This window comes from Algibacter agarivorans (assembly GCF_039543245.1).
Classification (GTDB): Bacteria; Bacteroidota; Bacteroidia; order Flavobacteriales; family Flavobacteriaceae; genus Algibacter_G; species Algibacter_G agarivorans.
Genome location: NZ_BAABJJ010000037.1, coordinates 102,176 through 125,616, shown reverse-complemented (window position 1 = coordinate 125,616; position 23,441 = coordinate 102,176). Strand labels below are relative to the sequence as shown.

The 23,441-nt window shown below is 34.4% G+C and carries 23 protein-coding genes; 9 read left to right on the top strand and 14 right to left on the bottom strand.

The window, feature by feature from the left end; genetic code table 11:
• Positions 1-132: 132 nt before the first annotated feature.
• The 13 genes from ABD935_RS13255 to ABD935_RS13195 all read right to left on the bottom strand — a co-directional run bounded on the left by ABD935_RS13255 (position 133) and on the right by ABD935_RS13195 (position 12,490).
• Complete coding sequence (locus ABD935_RS13255; RefSeq protein WP_345192671.1) at positions 133-471, bottom strand: winged helix-turn-helix domain-containing protein; 339 nt, start codon at positions 469-471, stop codon at positions 133-135.
• A 9-nt stretch (positions 472-480) separates the two neighbouring features.
• The gene (locus ABD935_RS13250) at positions 481-1,659 is read right to left on the bottom strand and encodes a molybdopterin molybdotransferase MoeA (protein ID WP_345192669.1); all 1,179 of its coding nucleotides are present in this window, start codon (positions 1,657-1,659) and stop codon (positions 481-483) included.
• Positions 1,660-1,750: 91 nt separating this feature from the next.
• Positions 1,751-2,407 (bottom strand): Crp/Fnr family transcriptional regulator, encoded by a 657-nt coding sequence (locus ABD935_RS13245; protein WP_345192667.1) that lies wholly within the window; start codon positions 2,405-2,407, stop codon positions 1,751-1,753.
• A 127-nt stretch (positions 2,408-2,534) separates the two neighbouring features.
• Positions 2,535-3,596: a porin gene (locus ABD935_RS13240; RefSeq protein ID WP_345192665.1), complete on the bottom strand. Its 1,062-nt coding sequence runs from the start codon at positions 3,594-3,596 to the stop codon at positions 2,535-2,537.
• Between the two features lie 109 nt (positions 3,597-3,705).
• Positions 3,706-4,713, bottom strand: a complete 1,008-nt coding sequence (locus ABD935_RS13235; RefSeq protein ID WP_345192663.1) for a rhodanese-like domain-containing protein — start codon at positions 4,711-4,713, stop codon at positions 3,706-3,708.
• 28 nt (positions 4,714-4,741) lie between these two features.
• Positions 4,742-5,737 carry a rhodanese-like domain-containing protein gene (locus ABD935_RS13230; protein ID WP_345192661.1) on the bottom strand — a complete coding sequence of 332 codons (996 nt, stop codon included), beginning with the start codon at positions 5,735-5,737 and terminating at the stop codon, positions 4,742-4,744.
• Between the two features lie 321 nt (positions 5,738-6,058).
• On the bottom strand, positions 6,059-6,673 hold the full coding sequence (locus ABD935_RS13225; protein WP_345192658.1) for a rhodanese-like domain-containing protein: 615 nt from the start codon (positions 6,671-6,673) through the stop codon (positions 6,059-6,061).
• A 167-nt stretch (positions 6,674-6,840) separates the two neighbouring features.
• A complete protein-coding gene (locus tag ABD935_RS13220) occupies positions 6,841-7,530 on the bottom strand; it encodes a rhodanese-like domain-containing protein (RefSeq protein ID WP_345192656.1) in 690 nt (229 codons plus the stop codon).
• 18 nt (positions 7,531-7,548) lie between these two features.
• Complete coding sequence (locus tag ABD935_RS13215; protein ID WP_345192654.1) at positions 7,549-8,139, bottom strand: YeeE/YedE thiosulfate transporter family protein; 591 nt, start codon at positions 8,137-8,139, stop codon at positions 7,549-7,551.
• Positions 8,140-8,161: 22 nt separating this feature from the next.
• The gene (locus ABD935_RS13210; RefSeq protein WP_345192652.1) at positions 8,162-8,689 is read right to left on the bottom strand and encodes a YeeE/YedE thiosulfate transporter family protein; all 528 of its coding nucleotides are present in this window, start codon (positions 8,687-8,689) and stop codon (positions 8,162-8,164) included.
• Positions 8,690-8,698: 9 nt separating this feature from the next.
• The gene (nrfD, locus tag ABD935_RS13205; protein ID WP_345192650.1) at positions 8,699-9,640 is read right to left on the bottom strand and encodes an NrfD/PsrC family molybdoenzyme membrane anchor subunit; all 942 of its coding nucleotides are present in this window, start codon (positions 9,638-9,640) and stop codon (positions 8,699-8,701) included.
• 10 nt (positions 9,641-9,650) lie between these two features.
• Complete coding sequence (locus ABD935_RS13200; RefSeq protein ID WP_345192648.1) at positions 9,651-10,184, bottom strand: 4Fe-4S dicluster domain-containing protein; 534 nt, start codon at positions 10,182-10,184, stop codon at positions 9,651-9,653.
• Positions 10,181-12,490, bottom strand: coding sequence for a molybdopterin-containing oxidoreductase family protein (locus ABD935_RS13195; protein WP_345192646.1), 2,310 nt, complete (start codon positions 12,488-12,490; stop codon positions 10,181-10,183). Before ABD935_RS13195 ends, ABD935_RS13200 begins: the two co-directional genes overlap by 4 nt.
• Before the next feature lie 100 nt (positions 12,491-12,590).
• On the opposite strand from ABD935_RS13195, the gene ABD935_RS13190 reads away from it, so the two are divergent.
• From ABD935_RS13190 to ABD935_RS13150, 9 genes are all read left to right on the top strand, one after another.
• A complete protein-coding gene (locus tag ABD935_RS13190) occupies positions 12,591-14,477 on the top strand; it encodes a hypothetical protein (protein ID WP_345192644.1) in 1,887 nt (628 codons plus the stop codon).
• Between the two features lie 261 nt (positions 14,478-14,738).
• Positions 14,739-14,975 carry a hypothetical protein gene (locus ABD935_RS13185; protein ID WP_345192642.1) on the top strand — a complete coding sequence of 79 codons (237 nt, stop codon included), beginning with the start codon at positions 14,739-14,741 and terminating at the stop codon, positions 14,973-14,975.
• A gap of 49 nt (positions 14,976-15,024) precedes the next feature.
• Positions 15,025-17,310: a molybdopterin-dependent oxidoreductase gene (locus ABD935_RS13180; protein WP_345192640.1), complete on the top strand. Its 2,286-nt coding sequence runs from the start codon at positions 15,025-15,027 to the stop codon at positions 17,308-17,310.
• A 3-nt stretch (positions 17,311-17,313) separates the two neighbouring features.
• Positions 17,314-18,015, top strand: a complete 702-nt coding sequence (locus ABD935_RS13175) for a nitrate reductase cytochrome c-type subunit (RefSeq protein ID WP_345192638.1) — start codon at positions 17,314-17,316, stop codon at positions 18,013-18,015.
• Positions 18,005-18,643, top strand: a complete 639-nt coding sequence (locus ABD935_RS13170) for a cytochrome C (RefSeq protein ID WP_345192636.1) — start codon at positions 18,005-18,007, stop codon at positions 18,641-18,643. Before ABD935_RS13175 ends, ABD935_RS13170 begins: the two co-directional genes overlap by 11 nt.
• Positions 18,644-18,653: 10 nt before the next feature.
• Entirely contained in the window at positions 18,654-19,775 is a 1,122-nt protein-coding gene (locus tag ABD935_RS13165; RefSeq protein WP_345192634.1) for a 4Fe-4S dicluster domain-containing protein, read from the top strand.
• A 233-nt stretch (positions 19,776-20,008) separates the two neighbouring features.
• Complete coding sequence (gene dsrP, locus ABD935_RS13160; RefSeq protein WP_345192632.1) at positions 20,009-21,226, top strand: sulfate reduction electron transfer complex DsrMKJOP subunit DsrP; 1,218 nt, start codon at positions 20,009-20,011, stop codon at positions 21,224-21,226.
• A gap of 147 nt (positions 21,227-21,373) precedes the next feature.
• Positions 21,374-22,123: a Crp/Fnr family transcriptional regulator gene (locus tag ABD935_RS13155; RefSeq protein ID WP_345192630.1), complete on the top strand. Its 750-nt coding sequence runs from the start codon at positions 21,374-21,376 to the stop codon at positions 22,121-22,123.
• Between the two features lie 351 nt (positions 22,124-22,474).
• Positions 22,475-22,867 (top strand): hypothetical protein, encoded by a 393-nt coding sequence (locus ABD935_RS13150; protein WP_345192628.1) that lies wholly within the window; start codon positions 22,475-22,477, stop codon positions 22,865-22,867.
• Positions 22,868-23,069: 202 nt separating this feature from the next.
• Here the strand turns inward: ABD935_RS13150 and ABD935_RS13145 are convergent, their stop codons facing one another.
• A complete protein-coding gene (locus ABD935_RS13145) occupies positions 23,070-23,441 on the bottom strand; it encodes an ASCH domain-containing protein (RefSeq protein WP_345192626.1) in 372 nt (123 codons plus the stop codon).

Genomic DNA, 23,441 nt, shown 5'->3' with positions numbered 1-23,441 from the left:
AAGTGTCTAAAGTGCGCTTAAGTATTTAAAGTTGTTTATATGTCTGGTCGAGCGCAGTCGAGACCTAACTAATTATTTATAGTTTGATAATCTAGCCTCTCGACTGCGCTCGAGGAGACCCTGTTTTTTATTTTATATCCGTTCAATCTTCTCCAGTTGCTTGTCTAAAAACGCCCAACAATTTTTATTGATTTCATCGAAAGCTGCAACTAAGGATTTACCATATTCTGTTAATTCTGCACCTCCGCCACCTTTACCACCAATGCTATTTATGGTTACAGGCTTTTTAGCTGACTTATTTACAGAGTCCAACAATTGCCACGCTTTTTTATATGATATATTCAGTGATTTAGCGGCTTTGGACAATGAGCCTGTTTCTTCAATTGCTTTTAATAAATGCACACGACCTTCACCTAGAAGTACATTGTCTTCAGATTCAATCCATATGCGACTTTTTATTTTGTATCCCATAATAATTTTTTAAACAGGTAATAGAATAACTTCAGTTATATCTCCTATTTTAATTTTTGAAACCGTTTCAGGAGCATAAACCAAAGCATTAGAAAGTGCAAAAGTTTGTAACATAGAGGAATTTTGTCCTTCTAAAATTTCAACTTCGCCATTTTTAAAAATAGCTTTTAGAAATTGTGCTCTATCACCTTTTTTTTCATAATGTGATGTTGATTTTGCTTCAGTGCGAGGTAATTCTAATGCATCACGATTCATCATTTTTTGCAATGCGATATAGACATAAACATAAAAACAAGATAGGGCAGCAGCAGGGTTTCCTGGTAAAGCAAAAATTTGAGTACCTGCTTTTTTTCCGTAGAATAATGGTTTTCCGGGTTTCTGTTTTACTTTATAAAATTGTTCTTCAACTTGTAGCTCTTTAAGTGCTTTTCCAACAAAATCGTAATCGCCAACAGAAATACCGCCTGTAATGAGAACTAAATCATTTTCATTTATAACGTCATTTAGTTTTTTAACAGTTTTACTGTAATCATCTTCAACTTTGTGCAAGGTTACATCATAGAATTTTAAATTGTAAAGCGCGCTCAAAAGCATTTTTGAATTGCTTTCGTAAATCTTTCCGTAGGATAATTCTTGTCCCGCTTCAATCAATTCATTACCCGTGGTAATAATGGCAATATTTGGTTTGCTAAATACTGAAACTTCTGTTATGCCTAATGAGATTAAATACCCAATAGCAGCAGGAGTTAATTTGGTGCCTTTTTTTAAGGCAATATCTCCCGCTTTAACCTGTTCGCCAAAAGGACGAATGTTATGCTCTAACGATATTTCATGTTCTATATTTATAAGGTTACCATCTGACTTTACCTTTTCCTGCATCATTATCGCATTAGCGGTATCAGGAACTGGTGCACCTGTAAATATTCTAACAGCTTCTCCTTTTTTCAAAACAGGTTGATGGCCATCTCCAGCCTTTACTTCTCCAATTAATTTGTATGCTAAGTTATGATGTAAATTCAAAGCATAGCCATCCATGGCAGATTGTCTGAAAGGCGGCATGTTTATAGGAGAAAATATGTCTTCAAATAAGAAATAACCACCTGCTTTCTCGACCGATTTGGTGGTTGCTTTTAAAAGTGGTTTAACGTTTAATTTAACTGAAGTTATAGCTTCTTTTATACTAATCATTTATGTTTCGTTATGTCTCAGCAAATATAACGATTTCGTTTTAAATTAGTTGAAATTATTGGAAAGTATTGTGCGTGAAAAACAAAGTGAATTACTCAAAAAGCTCTAGAACTCTAATTTTATTTCTAGTTGAATAGATTTTGTTTTCATCATGTAATTGTTTTATTATTCTTGAAATCACAACTCTAGAAGTATTTAAATCATCTGCAATTTCTTGATGGGTTATTTTTAAATCAACATTGTTGTTTATTTTAACTTTATCAGTTAAGTATTTTAATAACCGTTGATGCATTTTCATAAATGCTAAGCCATCAATGGATTCGACCATTTCTAATAATCTAAAATGGTAACTGTCAATAATAAAATGGCGCCAAGATTTATATTTGGCTAACCATTGGTCAATAAATTCAACAGGTAAAAAAATAGCTTCGATAGTAGTTTCTACAACTCCTTTGAATATGCTTTTTTCATGATTGATACAGTTTACAAATGAAATGGCGCAGGTGCTACCTTTTTCCAAAAAATAAAGAACTATTTCCTCTCCATTTTTTTTCTTCCTAATGATTTTTACAACGCCTTCCAGAATTAGGGGGATATGGGTCATATCACTCCCTATGTCAATTAATAGTTTACCACTTTCAATTTTATCAAAATGACCTACTTTAACAATTTCATCCATTAATTCTTTTTCAAAAATATCAGAATAACAATTATTAAGTTTTTGGTTTAAAATTTCTTGACTATTCACTTTTAAAACATTTGTAGGTGTTTATTAACAAAGATAATCAATTATAAAGGAAAACCCCCTAACAAAAGCTAGAGGGTTCAACCTTAAAAACCAAAAAGTAACTAATAAAAAGAAAACAAATGTTAAACTAGAATTTTATCTGCATTTGGGCTAAAAGAACATCGTTATCTACATTAACAACGGTTTCAATGTTAGCCAAATAATTTAATTGGAACCTTACTTTTTCATTAAAGAAATAATTGACACCTAAAGTCATTCGTTCTAGGTAATCAATATTGTTTTTAAGTTCTGTGTTTGGATCAAAATATTCATATTTAAATACAGGTTGAAGTTTTTCATTTACATTATAGGATGCCATAATGTATGCACCTTCTGATGTTAAGCCATCGAGATCGATAGGGTCTACTCCGCACCCACCACCAGCACCTGGTTGGTAAGCTCCTTCATCATGAATAAATTCACTTTGTATTTTTAACTTATCCAATTCAACCAATAATTCTCCTCCAAAAGATGTGCGTTCTTCTTCGTTATTATTAAGTTTTGGATAACCATATCTAAAACTACCACCAACTGTTAAGAAACCGGTTAATTTGTAAGTAGCTCTACCAATAATATCTTTTTTTGTATTATTATCTACCATTTTTAATCCTCTACCGTTCATTATGGCAAGCCAATAGTTTAGTTTAGTGTAATTGTTACCACCTAATAGCATGAGACCGAAATCTCTTTGAGGGGCTACAATTTGGTCAGCAACAATAGATCTTTCAATTGTTGTTAAACTATGACAAGGTGTAGCCACATCTAAACTAAAAGGTTGTTTAAATGTACCAACAGAAACTTTAGCCCAATTATATTTGGTATAAGAAATAAAAGCATCCATTAGATAAGCATCTTCTTGGTCGTCACCACCAATAAATGGACTAGCTTCAAGCATGAAATAGTATGAAAAATCCTTTTGAATATTACCTCTTACGCCTAGTCTAGCGCGCTTAAACTTGAAAGTGTTTTTATTGTCGCCACCATCAAAATTATAATCAAATTGAGGTTGAATGTATCCAAATATCTTGACACTTTTAGTACTTGTTGAATCATTTGTTGTGGGGTCATCTCCTTCACAACCCTGGGAGAACGAGGTGTTTACTTGAAATAGAAATACCAGAGCAAATAATATATATATATTGCTTTTCATCTTTTTGTTTTTAAAAGTTCATAAGGAACATCCACAATTATCATTCTCGTTTGTTTAGAAATTTTAATTATGGATGTTTCATTATAAGCTTAGTTATAAACTATATTAATTAGTTAGAAATAACAGGATAATCTTTAGAAACGGCTGCACTCCATTTATTGCTAGTCCAAGCGGCATTATCATTATACATTCCGTTCATACCGAATGTTAAACTTTTTGCATTGTAACCTAGTACTTTTAAAGTAGCGGTTAGAACAGCAGATGTTTGTCCGGTGTAGCAGTAAGTAACTAAACTACTGGCATCAGAATTAAGACTTAAATAACTGTTATCTGCAAGGGTGAAAGGATTGATTCTATTAGCGCCATCAATATGACCAAAACCTGCATAATCGGTATCACTAAAATAATTATTGATAAAATAGTTACCAGGATTTGCTATAACATCTGTGCCACTTACTGTAGCATCCCCAAAGCCTAAAGCCACTATATCTTGAACTCTCTTTTTAAGGATTGCTTCTCCATTAGTTAAGCTAGTAGAAATTGAAGGATCAGCGAAAGTTTGATTTGTTGGAGCTATATGAGAAGACCAGTTAGCATGACCCTTAGCATGAGTTCCTATGTTGTTATTCCAAGAATCTGCAGTATTTGGATTCCAGCCAGACATTCCCCATTTTAGGGCTCTTGTACTAGAATATCCATACATACGTAGTAAAGCTGTTGCATAGCAGGCAGTTTGACCACTATAACATACAACAAGAATTGGTTTTGTGGTAGTTGCTGCCGTTGTTAATATATTTGTAAAATCAACACGGTTTGCACCATCTAAACGTGCTCCATCAAATGCAGATTGACTTCTAAGGTCCATAATGTAATATGTATCTAAGAAAGCATCTACTTCTGCTAAGGTTGCAGGCGCTGCAACAACAAATTTTTGTCCGTCTGTATTAACAAGGATGTTGTTAACATCTAAATTGTTTTGAACCATATAATCCTTCAATAGAGTAAACGCTGGTGTTGCAACTGGAGATGTTCCAGGGTCATCTCCGCTATCACAAGAAGTAAAGAACAATGCTGGTACTATGAATAATCCGATTAGTAATAATGTTAGTTTTTTCATGATTTTATTATTTTATGTTATTGGGTTGTTATTCAATTACGGGGAACATGTTGATTTCTTTTTTAGAAAAAGCGTCTGAATCCTTTTCCTTTAAAATCTCATTCATAAAGCTATTGGCGCCATAGGCTAAATTGCTAGTATCGTAACCTAATATATTTAAGTAAGCCACCATGTAAGCTGCCTTTTGACCTGTAGATTCATATACTACTATTTTTTGATTTGCCGGTAGTGTTAATAAATCATTGGTAAATGATATGGCGTCAGGTTGAAAGTGAAGTGCTCCTGGAATATGGCCCGTGCATTTGTCTTCTTTCCAATAGTTTATCACATAATAGTTGGTAAGATTTTCAAAAACATCAGTAGACTTTATGATGAAATCTTTATATGGCGTTGCAAATAGAGTTTCTAATCTCGCTTTTAGAATCTCTTTTGCTTCTGTTTTTCCAGTACTTAATATAGGGTATGACCCCTTTTCTGGAGTACTTTTTTCCGTAATTTCCAGTTTTGTGGCGTATTCGTTTTTAATGTTTTTGTTCCAAGCATTATCTGCAAAATCTTCTCTCCAAGAACTCATTCCCCATTTCATGCTATACACATTATTGTATCCAGCTATTTTTAATAAGCTAGAATAATATGCAGCCGATTGTCCAGAATAACATACTAAAACAATTTTGTCATAATCTACTGGGTTAATAGTACTTTCAAAATATGTAAGTAAGTCTTCGGCTTTCACATTGGCGGCATTTTTAATATGACCATATTCAAACCAACCTTCGTTTCTGATGTCAATTACATGAAATTTGGGGTTTTTCATGTTTTTCTTAACCTCATCAGCCATTACTATTGGTAATGATTCACCATCAACAAAGGCATTATTAGTTTCAAGGTAATTTAGTAATATCTCGAATTCATTTGGAGGATTACTACTGGTTCCATTAATAGCATTATCTACACTTATAAAACTGCTAAATAATGCAGTTGCAGAAATAGATAATACCGACAAAAAGAAAAATGTTTTTTTCATGACATAATTTTTTAATATTCAACTATTTAGTTAATTTTATTTTGATTAAAATTATATCGTTAACCCAATTGTTTTTATGACTTTTATCAACTTTTGTCTATAAATAATCGATAAATTCAGTAACATTTGTTACGAAAAAAGTATCTGTAAATCAGATGATTATATAAAAAATGGAGTGCGTGGTGAAAAGTGCTTTTTATTAGGAAGATCAATTTTTAATAATAAGCTTTTTTAGAGGGCTATGTAATGAATTTAAGAGCATATTTTCAAATAAAAAAAGCTGCTTAATTTTTACTAAGCAGCTTTTTTGAATTAAAAATGTTAACAACCTCCCTCAGGAATTTTTTTCTTCTTTTTTTGAACGGTAATAATTTTTTTAGCAGGCTGAATTGTTTTTTTTGGAGTCACTTTTACATTTGACTTTTTTACAGATTCATTTATAAAAGTTCTTATATCATTTTCAGGCTTTTCAATATAGCAGTTTTTAGAAATCAATTTATTTTGAGAATAGTTATTTGTAATAGTTAATAGTTTAATATTATCATAACCCAATTGATATAAAAACATAAAAGGAACATTAGCTTCTTGTGGATTATCACCATATAATATGGCTGTTTTATTTGATGCTTTTAATTCCTTAAAGAAAGCGGAATTAGTTTCGCTTAAAATTTCTGGAGTATGAATATTTATAGCATTTTCTAGATGCCCTTTTTCAAATTCATTTGGACTTCTTACATCTATTGGGATGTAATCAGCGTTATTTATGTTTTCTAATGTTACAAGAAAATTATTATTTGTTATTTTTTTCAGTGTTTTTTGAGTGTTTGTGGCATACGTGTGCTTTGGACGTTTGTAGGTTAAAAGACCAATTAGTACAGCCAATATAAATAGAGTTGATGCTATTGATATGCGTTTTGTTTTTTCTAATTCTTTCATACACTTAATTTTTTTTAATTCTTTGATAAAAAATTAATTAAAAAATTGAGAACGTCTGTAACCGCTACGCTCTCACATTAAATATTTTAAACATGATCTTTAATAAAGAAATTTTTAATATTTATTAATGTTCGTTTCATCTCATTATATTTATAAAAGTAAACACGTTAACAACCACCTTCAGTTGGCATTTTTTTCTTTTTCTTCTTTGGAATTATTTTTTTTGGAACTATTGCAGTTGATGTTTTTGCTACACTTGCTTTTTTAATAATAACTGGTTGTTTGTGAACTTTTTTTGGATAAGCTACACCAAAATGCATACTCGCGGCTTTACGTAACGAATACAATTCAAAGGCGTTAGAAGCCATATTTTCTGTTGGTTTTTTTGGATTAATAATTGTGTTGAACCATTTATTAATGCCACCTTTAAGTACATAAAGATTTTTATAGTCAATTCTATTGCATAATAGCCATGCTTGGTCTGAGTGGAAATTATCATTGGAAAATAGGATAACATCAAACTCATCTTGGTTTAAATAAGATTCTGAATCGTCTTCTAAAATTTTTTTTAGAGGTATGTTTACGGCACTTGGGAGGCTATACTTTTTATAAGCGTTTTCATCTCTAACATCAATTAATAATAAGGATGGATCTTGATTGATTATTCTATCAGCAAGTTCATCAGTAGTTATATAGCGTTCAGGACTAATCGCATTACTTAGTAATTGTTCTGGACTTATTCCTTCATGTTTTTCGTATTTAGGTAATAATACTAAACCACCTGCTAATACGATTAAGATAGCTGCAAGAATTTTATACCTTAAGGATAAAAATTTAACTAATTTTCTATTTACCATGTTGTGTAATTTTAGTTATTAGTAAAATACTTTTTTTACACGTTTACGAATCATATCAGTTACTGCAAACATTACTATAGCAACAACTGTTAATATGAATACAAACCAATAAGGGTTTACGCCTAAAGAATCTATTAATGTGATGTTTCCTTGGAAATAACCATTATATATAGGTTCGAAAAGAGGATATAATTCTGAAAAAATAAAGATTCCAACCATGATGCCAATAACATTAACTATTGCATCAATTTTGCCAATAGCTACTGCTGATAAACTGGTTCCAGGACAAAACCCTCCAGCTACAAACCCTATGCCCATGATGCCTCCACCAATAATTGCTCCCCATAAATAGGTTGGGTGAACATATAAACTACTCATATCTACATAACCAAGATAATCCATATATAAGAGCCCGATTAAGGAAACTATTGCAGCCGTAAAAAATACTTTTAATACAGCGAAATCGTAGCCATAAAATACACCGGCTAATTTTCTTGATGACGAGAAACCTGATGCTTCTAAAATAAACCCGAAGAACATGCCAATAATGATAGCTATTATGCTGCTCCATTCAAATGAAATTAATTCGTTTGGAATTAATGGTCCCATAATTTTTATTTTTTAATTATTTTTAAATCCAGTTTTTTCTAAAGAAATACGCAAACAAATATGCCGTTCCAAAAATCGCGAGCATGGTGATAAACCCACCAGTTGATAGTACAGCCATGCCACTTAAAGCTGCTCCACTTGTGCATCCTCTAGCAATTTGAGCGCCGATTCCAAATAAGATACCTCCACCAAATGCAAAAATTAATCGACGTCTTCGTGTTATTTTTGGGGAGTGTTGTACGCGCCAGCCTATTCTACCGGCTAAAGCGCCAGATACGAATGCACCAATTAGGACACCTAAGGTTTCGAATACTATCCAATTATTCATTGGTGATTTATCATTATTGACAAATTTGCTGTAATAAGCACTTTGTTCTGCATGTTCATGAGAAACATCATCAACTATAGTTACGACACTGCTTTTCATGGCGCCACTTGCACCTAAGCCTCTTCCTGTTATGAAAAATGTAAAAATTATTAATATTCCTAGAAGGAATCCTCCAAAATATGGATTCCAATATACGTGTCTGTTTTGTTTTTTTTCTTTCATGATTTTTATTTAATACAGGTATCTTGTTAATTGTCCGGCTTCTACCATTACAAATCTGAATATTAATCCACCAATAAGAATAAGTATTGCAGGTATGGCAACTGGGACATTATAGCCTTTTATTTCTAATGCCTCAAGTATGCCTGGAACTATCAATCCAAGTATGACAACAAAGCCAAAAAACATTAACGTAAATTCACCACCTATTAATAAGTTCATTGCATCTAATTGTACTTCAGAACCTGCGTACATGCCCATTATCATATGTACTATTAGTCCTAATTCAATAATGACTAAGCCTAAATCTATTTTGCTGAATAAATGTCTTTCTTTGGTGCTTTTTGCCAATAGAATGATTGTTGCAGCTCCGGTTGATAAGCCTGAAGTTAAGAACAGAGGTCCTAAAATAGCGTTGTTCCAAAGTGGTCTTGCATTAAAAGCTGATAATAAAATTCCAGTATAAACACCTAAAATAATAGATAATGGAACCAATGCATAAGCCATGTTTTTTCTGTTTTTCTTTAGGAGTTTTTCGAATTTATTTAGAAAATTAAATTTTAAATTCCTTTTTGGAAATAATTCAGAAAAATAGCTAAACACCCACATAAACGATAAGGGCGTAGTAACCAATAATACCCAAGCTCCCCATGACATTGGCGACTCTAAACGGAGCGTTGTATATAACTGCCAGGTGTATAAGGGATGCGTTAAATCGTAAACGAGTGCCAATAATCCTAATGATAAAGCAATAGGAGGCACCATAGATGCATACTTAACGGTTGTTGGGTAATCCTTGTCTTTACCAAGAATTGTAACTACTCCAGCAAAAAATAATAAGCCAGCTGACAAACCACCTAAAAAAAGATAAACAGAAATAGGCCAATGCCAAATCTCTAATGAAGGATCTATATGAGGAATGTGTCTTCCACTTGTAAATAATTCTTCTTGCATAATTATAAGTTTATATTAAATAATATACATTAGGTTTAGTTCCTGCCTCTGGAGCCAATGTTTTATGTTTTCTGTTCTTTAATAATTTGGATACTTCACTATTAGGGTTGTCTAAATCGCCAAAATACATGCACTTAGTTGGGCATACAGATACACATGCAGGTAGTTGTCCTTTTTTTAATCTATGATGACAAAAGGTGCATTTGTCTACATAGCCATCAGGGTGTTGGTATCGTGCATCATAAGGACACGATTCTATGCAAGCTCCGCATCCTATGCATTCATCTCCAGTAACTAACACAATGCCACCTTCAACAATATGACTTGCTCCTGTAGGGCAGCATCTAACGCAAGGCGCATTTTCACAGTGGTTGCAACGTTCAGATTTTAGCTCCAACTCCACATTAGGATAGGCGCCACTTACCGATTCTGTTATCCAGTCTCTACAATATCCAATAGGTACATCGTTTTCTGTTTGACAAGCCACTACACAGTCACTGCATCCAACACATTTTAATGTATCAATAACCATTGCATATCTCATATCTCTAAGGTTTTATTTGGGTCTTCGGTTAAAATTTCAACAAAGTTGCCTCTCATTCCTGTTCCTCCCATAATGGGGTCGACAGCAACCTTAGTTATCATTTCAGTATCGTTAATGCCCTTGCCAAAGGCTCTGCTCAACTTTTTATTATCATGACCAAAACCATGAACCATATATACAGAATCCCAGCGTATACGTTCGGTAACTCTAACTTTTATTGAGAATGTTGAGGTAATTTTATCCTGATTTCTTAACCAAACGGATTGTCCCGTTTTTAAACCAATTATTCTAGCAACTTTAGGGTTTACCCATAGATTGTTTTCACTTTTTAAGTCATTTAAATTCGGGTTATTGGCAGTTCTGCTAAATGTATGCATGGGTGCTCTGCCATAATTCAACCTATAAAAACCTTGAGGCGGTTCGGGATGTTTAGTATATACTGGTAGAGGGTCAAATCCTAAATCTTTCAATTCTTTTGAATACAATTCAATTTTACCGCTTGCCGTAGGGAACTCATGATTTTCATTTTCTTTTAAGTATAATGGACCAGATTTACGAGGGAAATGTTTCACGCCAATCTTATTCATTTCTTCTAAAGAAGTCCCCATTTCTTGCAATTGCCATTCAATGACTTCTTTGTAATCATTATATTTAAAATACTCGCCTAAGCCGATGCGTTCACCAATTTGTTTGGCAATCCACCAACCTGGTTTAGAATCATATTTTGGTTTTACAGCAGGAACTCTAACAGCAATTGAAGGTGCTCTATTTGTAGCAGAACGAATACCATCATAGCGTTCTAAATAGGTGCATTCTGGAAGTACAACATCTGCATATCCAGTAACGTCCATTGGCATTGTATCCATTACTACCATGAACTCAAGATTGTCCATTGCTTCTTCCAATAATTTTTTATTAGGAATGGATTTCGTAATGTTTGTACCTGCAACCATCATAGCCTTTACAGGATATTTATTATCCTCACTAGGGATGGCACATTTAATAACTTCGGTTGTGATTCCCATTTGTGCTAACGGGAATTTTTCACCAATATCTTTCCAATCCCATTTAGGATGTGGATAATCGGGATGAGGGAATTTAGGAACACTAATTTTTTCTTTGAAGTAGAATCCACCGCGGCGTCCCCAAGAACCTAATAAGCCATTTAAAATTGCCATGGCTCTTGCGCGTTGGGTATCATCCCCATACCAACTTACATGACGTCCAGGATGGATGATCACAGAAGGAGCGGCATTTGCCATTTTTCTGGCTGTTTTTCTAATCTCTTCTGGTTTAATAGTTGTTATTCCATAAGCCCATTCTGGAGTAAAATTCAAGACATGGTCTTTTAATTCATCAAACCCATTGGTGTATTTTTTTATATACGCTTTATCGTATAATCCTTCTTCAATCAATACATTCATCCAAGCCAACATTAAAGCAATATCAGTAGCAGGTTTAATCGCTAACCAATGTTGCGATTTGCTTGCTGCTGTTGAGAATCTTGGGTCAACAGTAATGATTGTTGCACCATTATCTATAGCATCGGACATTTCCTGTACTTGCGAATTGTGCATGTTTTCGCCAATATGAGAACCTATTAATACCAAACATTTAGTATCACGAATATCAGTAGGTTCGGGAGAGCCAACCCATGAACCGTAAGTTAAAGCAAAACCAGCTTCTCTTGCGCCTCTACATTGCGCGTATGCAGGTTCAGCAATGGTGTCAGAGCCATAAGCTTTAAACAAATGCTCTAAGTGTTTTCCAGGAGAACCATGCTTTAATAAAGCAAAGGATTCTGCTCCATAAATTTCTTTAACATGTTTGAATTTTGAAGCAATTAAATCTAATGCTTCATCCCAACTAGCTTCTCTAAAGGTTTCTTCGCCATCAATAGTAGTTCTAATTAATGGTGTTTTTAATCTGTCCTCATCTGCATACATTCCAACTCCACCCGTTCCTCTTGGACATAGTCGTCCATAACAGTGAGGATCTGTTTCGTTTCCTATAATTTTTTTTATGTTATTGTTGTCATCTGTATAGGCCCAAGCAGCACATTTCCAGAAGCAGACTTCGCAATATGTAGCGGATCTAACAAATTTTTTTGTAATATTTTCTTTTATAGTGTCACCTAATATAGGGTTGGATGCAAATAGTTTATATGCTGTTGAAGTTGCTGCTAAACCTCCTAAGCCTAATGCGGAAATTTTTATAAATTTTCGTCGAGAAGAGACCATAAATCTGTATATTTTTCTGGTATAAATGTATTTGTAATTTTGCTTTGTAATTATGATAAATGTCATGTAATCAACGCTTTATGTGTAACAAATGTTACATAAGCTTTAATTTGTTATTAGGTGTTAAATAATATTTATTATTGTAAATTTGACCAATTGATTGGTAATGAGGAACAAGACGTTTTCGGTATGGGTTATTACAATAGCTGCTTTGCTTTTTGCACTACTATTTTTAATAAGAAATAATGCTTTTTTTAAATCTCCTGTTTATATTAATGCTGAGCATTCAAATATTGAATTAGCTACAGCAGAATCTTGTTTGCAATGCCATAAAAACACAAAAGGATATTCAAATTATCACAATCCAGAACTTATTGGCTGTGCTAGTTGTCATTTAGGAAATGCCGATTCGCTTAAGAAAGATGATGCACATGAGGGAATGATTTTAGTGCCAGGTAATTTATCTGATGCTAAGGAAACTTGTGGAACATGTCATGCCAGTGAGTTACATAAAATAGAAAACTCGTTAATGACCACCAATAGTGGTATTGTTGCGGTAGATAAATTTATTTTTGGTGAGGCTGATAGTTTGGACTATCATTATCATATTAAGGATATACAATATTCAGCCGCTGATAAACACTTAAGAGATTTATGTGCCAATTGTCATTTAGGAGCGGAAAAAACATCATATGGTGAGATAACTCAATTGAGTCGGGGTGGAGGATGTAATGCTTGTCATTTAAATTATTCTGGTGAAGCTAAAAATGATCTGAAACGTTATTTAGCTTCCAATAAAACGGAATTGCCTCAATTTCATCCTTCAACAGATATTTTTGTTAATGATACCCACTGTTTTGGCTGCCATAGTCGTTCTAGCAGAATTTCTACAAATTATATGGGTTTGCAAGAAACCTTATTAGATCAAGATGAGGTTATTCATATGGAAAACTATTCTGTATTAGAAGATAAAAGGGTTTATAAGCATTTGGAAGAAGATGTGCATCATGCAAGGGGCTTACTATGTATTGATTGTCATTCATCGCATGAAGTCATGGGAAATGGCAATCGTTATGCGCATGAAGAAGATGCAGTTACTTTACAATGTAGTGATTGTCATTTTAAAGAAAAACCAAATACGATGCCCTATGATGCTTTGGATAGAGAAAGTATGTTAGTATTCTTGCACAGAGATTATAAGCATACAGATAGGCAAATTATAGCAGTTGAAAAAGATGGCCATCCTTTGGTGAATACATTTGTTGACTCAGTTGGGAATGCTTTTTTAATTGGTAAAAAAGATGGTGCTTTACATCAATTAACGCCACAATCATCAGTCTGTTCTAGAGATCATGCGCATAAAAATGTGAGTTGTAGTGCTTGCCATTCGTCTTGGACTTCACGTTGTATTGGTTGCCATAATCAATATGACGGTAATGAGCCAAGCGCTTACGATTTGTTAGATAAAAAATATGTAAAAGGAGAGTGGAAAGAATATGTAGCTGAATTTTCATCATCACAACCAGCTTTGGGCGTAAGAGAACTTGATGATAAAAATGTAATTGAGCCTGCCATACCAGGTATGGTTTTAACCATTGATAAGGGTAGTTATGTTGGTAACCCAGAAAACGATATTTCCTTTCATAGATTGTATGCGCCAAATTCACCTCATACTACAACAAAAGCGGTGCGCGATTGTAAATCTTGTCATGCTAATGCTGCCACTTTAGGTTATGGAAATGGCACATTAGTTTATGATATTAATAACCATAAAGGAAAATGGATTTTTACTCCAGAATATGCCTTAAACGTTTATGATAACTTGCCTGAAGATGCTTGGATTCCGTTTCTAAAAAAGGTAGATAAAGGTGATGTTAGTTCTACAAGAGCGGATTTTAGACCGTTTAATGTGGAAGAACAAAAAAAGCTCCTTTTTGTTGGCGCATGCTTACAATGTCACGACGATAATTCTAACGTGATGCGACAAACCTTAGACTTGGGATTAAAATTTTTACTACAAAACCTAAGTGATTCTTGTGTATTGCCAGATTAAAAACGAAAAAATAATTCGTTAAGTGATCCAAATTTTCTTTTTAATAGATAATATTTTATAAAACAAATATATTATGAAAATCATAGTCAATACTGTTTTTAGTACTTGATAATCAGTTATTTGTGTGGTGTCTAGATACTTGTAGATTGTTAAGTCTATGCAGATGTAATAAAACTATTTTTTTAACAACATGACATTTGTTAGTTTATTTTATATATATTTCAGATATGTTTGTCTTTTTTAAAAACAAACCAATTTCCTATGCCAATAAAAAGTTATTTAGCACATCCTCATGATGGTAAAAAACAACATCTTATAGATGCTTTATCCGCAATAAAAGAATGTGAAGTTTTGCCAGCCAAGAATGAAGATATTTTGGTTGTAGTAACAGATACTTTAGACGACGCTTCTGAAGAGATACTCAAAGAGAAAATAGAAAAAATTGATAGCTTAAAACTATTAGCAATGGTTTCAGGTTTTAATAGTCCACAAAATTAGCAAGCTTATGTACAACTCATTATCAACCAGAAGAAGTTTTATAAAAAAAATGGCAAAGCTATCAGCTATAACAGCTGCTGCATCCATGTTTCCGGGAATATTATTCGCAAGTGAACAAGAAGAAGGGATACCCAATGGTGCAAACTTAGACTGGAAAAAAGGGCCGTGTAGATTCTGTGGCGTAGGCTGTGGTATCTTGGTAGGTACAGAAAATGGAAAAGCAGTTGCGGTAAAAGGCGACCCTAACAGTTCTGTAAACAAAGGATTGCTTTGTGTAAAAGGGTATCATCAAACCATGTGTATTCAATCTAAAGATAGATTAACACATGCCTTGGTGAAGAAAAACGGCAAATATGTTAAAACGCCCATTAGTGAGGCTTTAGACATTGTTGCCAATAAAATGAAAGATACTATTGCAGCGCATGGCAAAGATTCTGTAGCGATGTACACCTCAGGGCAATCTACAATTCCTGAAGGGTATGTGGCGTCAAAATTAATGAAGGGCGCTATTGGTACCAACAATTTAGATTGTAATGCCCGTTTGTGTATGGCAAGTGCGGTAACTGGTTTTTTAACCACGTTTGGCGCTGATGAACCTATGGGTTGTTATGAAGATATAGACCATGCAGATTATTTCATCACTTGGGGAAATAATATGGCAGAAATGCATCCTGTTTTATTTTCTAGAATGTTAGAGCAAAAAACAAGACGAGGTGCTAAAATTATTGATTTTGCTACACGTACAACACGTTCTAGTACAGCATCAAATAGGTCTATATTATTTGAACCCCAAACAGATTTAGCTGTTGCTAATGCCATTTGTTATGAGATTATTAATAATGGTTGGGTAAATAAATCTTTTGTTGAAAAGCATTGTAATTTCAGTAAAGGGTTAACTAATATTGGATATGGTGTTGAAGACAAATTTAAATTTACAGACAAACCTGAGAAAATAGATTTTGCTGCTTATAAAGAATTTTTAAAAGATTACACACCTGAAAAAGTTGCTAAATACTCCAAAGTATCAGCAAAGGATATTAAGTATTTGGCTTCTATATACGGAGATCCAAATAAAAAGGTCGTTTCATATTGGTGTATGGGCATGAACCAACACACAAGAGGAACATGGATGAATAACTTAATGTATAACATTCATTTACTAACAGGGAAAATTTCGCAACCTGGAAACGGACCATTTTCGTTAACGGGTCAACCATCGGCTTGTGGAACAGCAAGAGAAGTAGGGACATTTACCCATAAGCTCCCTAAGGGCGTGGTAATGAATGAAAAACATAGACGTTTAGCGGCGAAAATATGGAAAGTGCCTTATGAGCGTATTCCAGCAAAACCAACATACCATGCTACAGAAATGTTTAGAGCTGTAGACCGTGGTGATATTAAATTTATTTGGACACAGGCTGTAAACCCATTAGTATCGTTGCCTAAAACAAGCCGTTATCGTCCTGCAATGGAGAAAGAATCATGTTTCGTTGTTGTGTCTGATGTGTTTCCAACACCAACATCAGATGTTGCCGATGTTATTTTACCTGCATCATGGCATATTGAAAAAAGTGGATTATATGGAAATTCAGAACGCAGAACACAGCATTGGGATAAAATGGTAGAAGGACCAGGAGATACCACACCAGATGCGTGGATGTTTATTGAGGTTGCAAAACGCATGGGTTATGGTGATTTGTTCCCTTATAGTGAAGAAAATCACGTTGAAGAAATTTATAATGAATACCGACAGTTCCATGAAGGCGCAAAACACGGTATGGCCCCTTTAGAAGTTTTAAAGAAAGAATCAGGAGCTATATGGCCATATGTAAATGGGAAATCTACACAATGGCGTTTCAATGAAAAATATGACCCAGCTTGTAAAGAAGGTTCAGATTTTGATTTTTATGGAAAACCAGATGGGAAAGCGGTTATTTGGCAACGTCCTTATGAACCAGCAGCTGAGTCGCCTGACAAAGAATATCCATTTTGGTTGAATACAGGACGCGTTATAGAACACTGGCACACAGGGTCTATGACACGTAGAATCCCAGTATTACATAAAGCCATGCCGAATGCCTATGTAGAGTTTCATCCAGATGATGCCAAAGTATTAGGTATTAGAAATGGCGAAAATATAAAAGTAACATCACGAAGAGGGTCGTGTGTATTGCCAGCATCTATAAACGAAAGAGGCTTGCCTACTAAAGGTCAGGTTTTTGTGCCTTTCTTTGATGAAAACATGCTAATTAACGATGTTACCCTCGATGCTTTTTGTCCAATTTCTAAAGAGCCAGATTATAAAAAATGTGCTGTTAAAGTTGAAAAAGCATAGGTTATGAAAAAGAGACTCGGAATCATATCACTTTTTGTATTGTTATTTATAGCCTTTATTATTATCTGGAATTTCAGTTATCAAACAGGAAAAGAAGAAGCTTATATTCCTATAATAGAAGAAAGTCAGTATAAAACATACATTCCTTCGGAGCGTGGTGTTTTTGAACGTTCAGAATTTGCTTTAGAATATGCAAATATGCCTGTAGATAAAAACCATCAAAGAACACTGGATTCTTATTATGATAATAGAGCATATCACGGTGCGCCACCTAGTATCCCTCATGCTATTAAGGATGAGAAAAATTTAGGAGGTAATACCTGTTTGCAATGCCATCAAAATGGAGGGTTTGTAGAAAAATTTAATGCTTATGCGCCAGTTACGCCGCATCCCGAAATGATTAATTGTCGGCAATGTCATGTCGCTCAAAATAGTAATACACTTTTTAAGCCTTCTAATTTAGCTAAAGTTCATGCCCCAAAAGTGGGTGTAAATAATGCTTTAATTGGAACGCCACCAATGATTCCGCACCAAATACAAATGCGCGAGAATTGTTTGTCTTGTCATGCAGGACCAGCAGCACCAGAAGAAATTAGGGTAACACATCCTGAGCGTATTAATTGTCGCCAGTGTCATGTGCCTACAGATAGGGTGGTTAGAGAAATAAAGCCTTTTACAAGAACCAATAGCAGTAATGATGAATAGAAAGCACTATATATATATTCTAAGTTGTACACTTCTGGTTGTACTTTTTTCATGTAAACATGGAGAAGGTGAATATCATAGTTTACATGATAAAATAGAAGGTGAAAGTAAAAATTACCACGGTACTTCATTGTCTTCCGAAACATATATAGATGATATTAAAACTATAGAGGTTACAGAAGGGGGGCATACTTTTTTAATTCCTGAACGAAAGAGTCAGATTAAATCATTTGCATGTATCGAATGTCATACAAAACCTGTTGGTGAGTTAAAAAGTAAAGATGCTAAGAAAGCACATTGGGATATTAATTTGGCACACGCTGATGGCAATACCATGAATTGTGCAACTTGCCATAATGGTAATGATATGAATAACCTGAATACCCTTACAGGTAATACGGTGGATTTTAATTCAAGTTATAAATTATGTTCACAATGTCACTCCACACAATTTGAAGATTGGAAGGGTGGCGCACACGGAAAAAGAATTGGTGGATGGGCACCTCCAAGAGCGTCTTTTACCTGTGTAAATTGTCATAATCCACATAGTCCAAGCTTTGAGACGAGATGGCCTTCTCGATTTAACACAGAACAAATTGATGAGGCACACGAAGGTTTAGAGCATTAAAAATTAAGGTATGAGCGAAAATAAAAAATGGTATTCATTAGATTTAGGTTTCAATAAGAAAAAAGAAGCGTCAGGATCTTGTGGGTGTGGAAAAACATCTGGAGGTTGTGGTAGTCACAGTTCAGAAATGAGTGATGAAGCTTTTTTAGAAGCTGCAGTAGATGCCTCAATTGGAGGTGAAGTCAAAAAAGATGGTTTTGAACAAGTTTTTGATGTTAAGATGGATAGGCGGACAGCTTTTAAAAAGCTAACGGCTAGTTTATTAATAGGTGCAGGAGCAGTAACTACATCGTGTAGTGTGACTACAGGTGATGATACCAAAGAAAAAGCACAGATAGATTGGGAAGAACAGTTTAAAGGGAACTATAAACTGATGACCGATGAAGAAAAAAGTGGCACTGTTGAACGATTGATGCGTTCTTATGAGCTAAGAACTGGTAAAAATATTAGTATGACTGCCGAAAACGCCAAAGAAGATGTACTTTTTGGTTATGCTTTTAATATCTCGAAGTGTCAAGGATACATGGATTGTGTTAATGCTTGTATTGAGGAGAATAATCAAGATAGAGATTCTCAAATGCAGTATATCCGAATCCACGAAATGAAAGATGGTAATGGCTTTAAGTTTAATGAAGCTGATGATAATTACTATCATGAAGTACCGGCCGAAGGTCATTTTTATATGGGAACGCAGTGTTTCCATTGTGATAATCCGCCTTGTGTAGAAGTTTGTCCAGTACAAGCTACTTGGAGAGAAGATGATGGACTGGTGGTTATTGACTATGATTGGTGTGTAGGTTGTAGATATTGTATGGCAGCTTGCCCGTATGATGGTAGACGATTTAATTGGAGTAAACCAGAAGTTCCTGAAAACGAAATAAATAAAAATCAACATTATTTAGGGAATAGAATGCGTAAAAAAGGCGTGATGGAAAAATGTACGTTTTGTGTGCAACGCTCTAGAAAGGGACAGAACCCTGCATGCGTTGAAGCGTGCCCTACTGGTGCTAGAATATTCGGGAATTTATTAGACCCTAATAGTACGATTCGTTGGGTATTAGAAAATAAAAAAGTGTTTAGGCTTAAAGAAGATTTGGGTACAGAGCCTAAGTTCTGGTATTTTATGGACTAGATATATGTTTATGCGTTGAATTGTTGAGATGGTTAAACGAATAAACTAGGAAGAAAAGGAATTGGTGGATGCAACCGCGTTAGGCCTGCCTGCCGGCAGGTAGGGATTGCAGAAGAAGGCCCACGGCCCAACGAATGAGGTGCGAGGACTTGTAACGGAAAGCCCGACCTCCCGATAGCTATCGGGAGTGGGACGCCAAAAAAATAAAAACTAAGAGTTATAAAATAGTTAACATGCGACGATTAAAAGTTTTTAAAAGTTTAGTTAGAGATAGTTTCGATACTATTACTTCGGGTTCTCGTAAGTATAATCTTTGGATGGGATTTTTAACATTTGTCATGCTAGTTGGCATGTATTGTTATTCTGTGCAATTGGAACATGGTTTGAGTGTTACGGGCATGTCGGATCGTGTAAGTTGGGGGTTATATATTTCCAATTTCACTTTTTTAGTTGGTGTTGCAGCAGCGGCGGTTATGCTCGTTATGCCTACCTACGTACTTAAAGATATAGATTTTAAACAAGCCGTACTTATTGGTGAAGGGCTAGCTGTGGCTGCACTTATCATGTGTTTGGCATTTGTGGTAGCCGATATGGGAGGGCCTTCTGTACTTTGGCATATGATACCTGGTATAGGGGTGTTTAATTTCCCGAACTCTATGCTAACTTGGGATGTTATTGTTTTAAACGGCTATCTGTTTTTAAATATTAGTATTCCTTTTTATATTCTTTTTAGACGTTATCAGGGCAAAGTGCCAAATCCGAAAATATATGTACCTGGTGCTGTTCTTTCCGTGTTATGGGCTGTGGCTATTCATTTAGTAACTGCATTTTTATATCAGGGTTTACAAGCGCGTCCTTTTTGGAATAATGCCTTATTAGGGCCTCGTTTTTTAGCATCAGCATTTGCTGCAGGTCCTGCTTTAATAATTTTAGTTTTAGCGATTATAAGAACCTACACGGAATTTAAAATAAAAACTAAAACCATCAACAAGATAGCAATGATTGTTGCAGTTGCGGCGCAAATTAATATCATCATGCTAATTTCTGAATTATTCAAAGAGTTTTATGCACCAACACATCATAGTGAAAGTGCTTATTATTTATTCTTTGGGCTTGATGGTAAGTCTGCACTTTTGCCATGGATTTGGACAGCCATTTCAATGAATGTTATTGCTACTTTAATTCTAACTTTTAAGAAACTAAGGGAGAACATGAGAGTATTGTTCTTTGCATGTATATTGCTCTTTGTTGCGATATGGATAGAAAAAGGTTTTGGGCTCATTGTACCTGGGTTTATTCCAGGACCTTATGGTAAAATAGTTGAATATTTACCAACCAAGATAGAAGTTGGAGTTACCATAGGTATTTGGGCCATGGGAGCCTTTATATTTACCATTTTAGCAAAAACCGCAATTAGAATAGAATCAGGAAGACTACGCTATAAAAAATAGCAGTACTTTATAATTTTATTATTTAAAGCACAAAAAAACAGCAATCGATTAATTTCGGTTGCTGTTTTTTGTTAGACTCATAAAAATACCTAGAGAAGTTTATAAACTAAGTATTATTACTTAATTTTGAGTTTAATGTAACTCATAATGCACCAAACATCTACATCTAAAAATTTTGAAATCAAGCCATCTCCAGATGCGACTTGTAAGGTTTGTAGAAGTACAAATTGTCTCATTCATAATAACTCAGAAGCTCTTTTTAACTCAAAACTACCACAAAGTAATGCCATACTTAACTGTAAAAAGGGTCAGCAATTCATTATGGAAGGCGCTCCAGTAAACGGATTGTTTTTTATAAAAAGTGGTACCGTAAAGGTGTTTAGAACAGGCATTAACGGTCGTGAGCAAATTGTACGTTTTGCCAAACCTTGCGAAATTGTAGGACACCGTGGTTTTGGTACACAAGAGTATTATTCCATTGGAGCCATTGCACTGCAAGACACAGAGTTGCATTATTTTTCAAAGGAACATCTTCAAGAAGCGTTACTTAAAAACCCAAATTTTGCATACGAAATGATGTTGTTTTATGCCAACGAGCTCAACAAGAGCGAAAACAAAGTAAAATCCATTTCTCAAATGACGGTTCGCGAACGTGTCATCGATAGCTTATTGTATATACACCGGAAATTCGGCGACCTCCGAGGTTACATCAATTTACTTCTAAGTAGAAAAGAATATGCCGATTATGCTGGCACTACAGAAGAGCAAGTTATACGTGTTTTCTCTGTGCTTAAAAAAGAAGGGTTGATCACAACTCAAGGCAAAAAAATTGGCATTGTAAATGTGCAATTGCTAAAAAACGAAATTTCCGAACATCACTATTTCTTAGATGCTTAAATGCTTTAGCAATATTTTTTTTATTTCCTTGAAGAAGGAAATCTATTGTGGTTTGGGCGTTACCCCGAAAAGGGGTCGGGCTTTTCGCTATATCTTTTTGAACCGTCATTGCGAGGAGTAAGCGACGTGGCAATCTGCAATTTATAGTTCTACATTAAATTACACCTTCAAAGGTTTAAAAAGGATGTCGCTACAATCCCTAACGCACTTATTTGCTCGTTTATAGTTTTATCTTAATGTTGTTTTGTTTTCTTGAAAGTTCGTTTAACGTTTAGTTCTGTTTCGGATTTGTTTTGATTTATTAATATTACTTTTGTAGTCTCAAAATATTTTATCTTCAATCCTTAGTTTATGCCGTACCAAGATGTGTTTGTTCTTTTCTGGGAACAAGTAAAACAAAGTATCCAAGAAGGGCGTTTTGCCAAATTAACTATGGCAAAGACCATTGGTAAGCCAGACTTGAAAAACATATTTGTTAGACCATTGTCTTCTGAAGGTGGCTTTAAAGTCTTAGTGAAATTACGCTACCAATCAAGAGAGACCGAGGATGAGGAAAATGAGCTTACATTAGAAGAGGCTTTTGTGTTTTTGAAATCACATCTCAGAACATCGTTTACATCTGTGCTTTTATTTACCACAACAAAAGATGTTACCTTCAAAATCAATAAAAAGGGAGCAGGAAGAATTACCGAAAATTCGCCAACATTTCGTGACGTTATACAGCCTAAACCTGATTTAGAATAGCTGGAGCGAAGTCGAAGTATAGCAATCTGTTATTTTTAGTTTTAAATGATCGATGTTGTTGCAATGGTTTAAAAAAGGATGTCCTCTGCAATTCCTGCCTGCCAGCAGGCCAGACTAACGCGGGTGTTTGCTGGATTTCGTTTTTAAACCGAATGATGATTTATTTTTGGAGAGGTTTGTTTAAAGTTGTGGCAATAGTGTTTTATTTCACGTATGCAAATGATTGAGGTGGATGTAAATTAAAATCTGCTTTCAAACATTTAGGTTCTTTATATTTTTTCTTATTCTTAATTTGAATGGCGAAACCTTTTTCTCTCTCTGAAAAATATTCATAAAAAAAATCTTCTGTAATTCCCGAATGTTCTTTTGTTAAGTTCCAGAGTGTTTCGAGGTCATTATTGAAGATTTTACCGATTTCAAATTCGCCAATTACTTTTTGTACTGGCGATGAAGCATAAACAATTATAGATTTTACATCATTGTTTTTAAAAATAGCTTTTCTAAATTCAAATTTTTTAGTGCCATCAAATATTTTAAAAGCATATTCTGGTTTAATTGATAAAACTACTTTCAT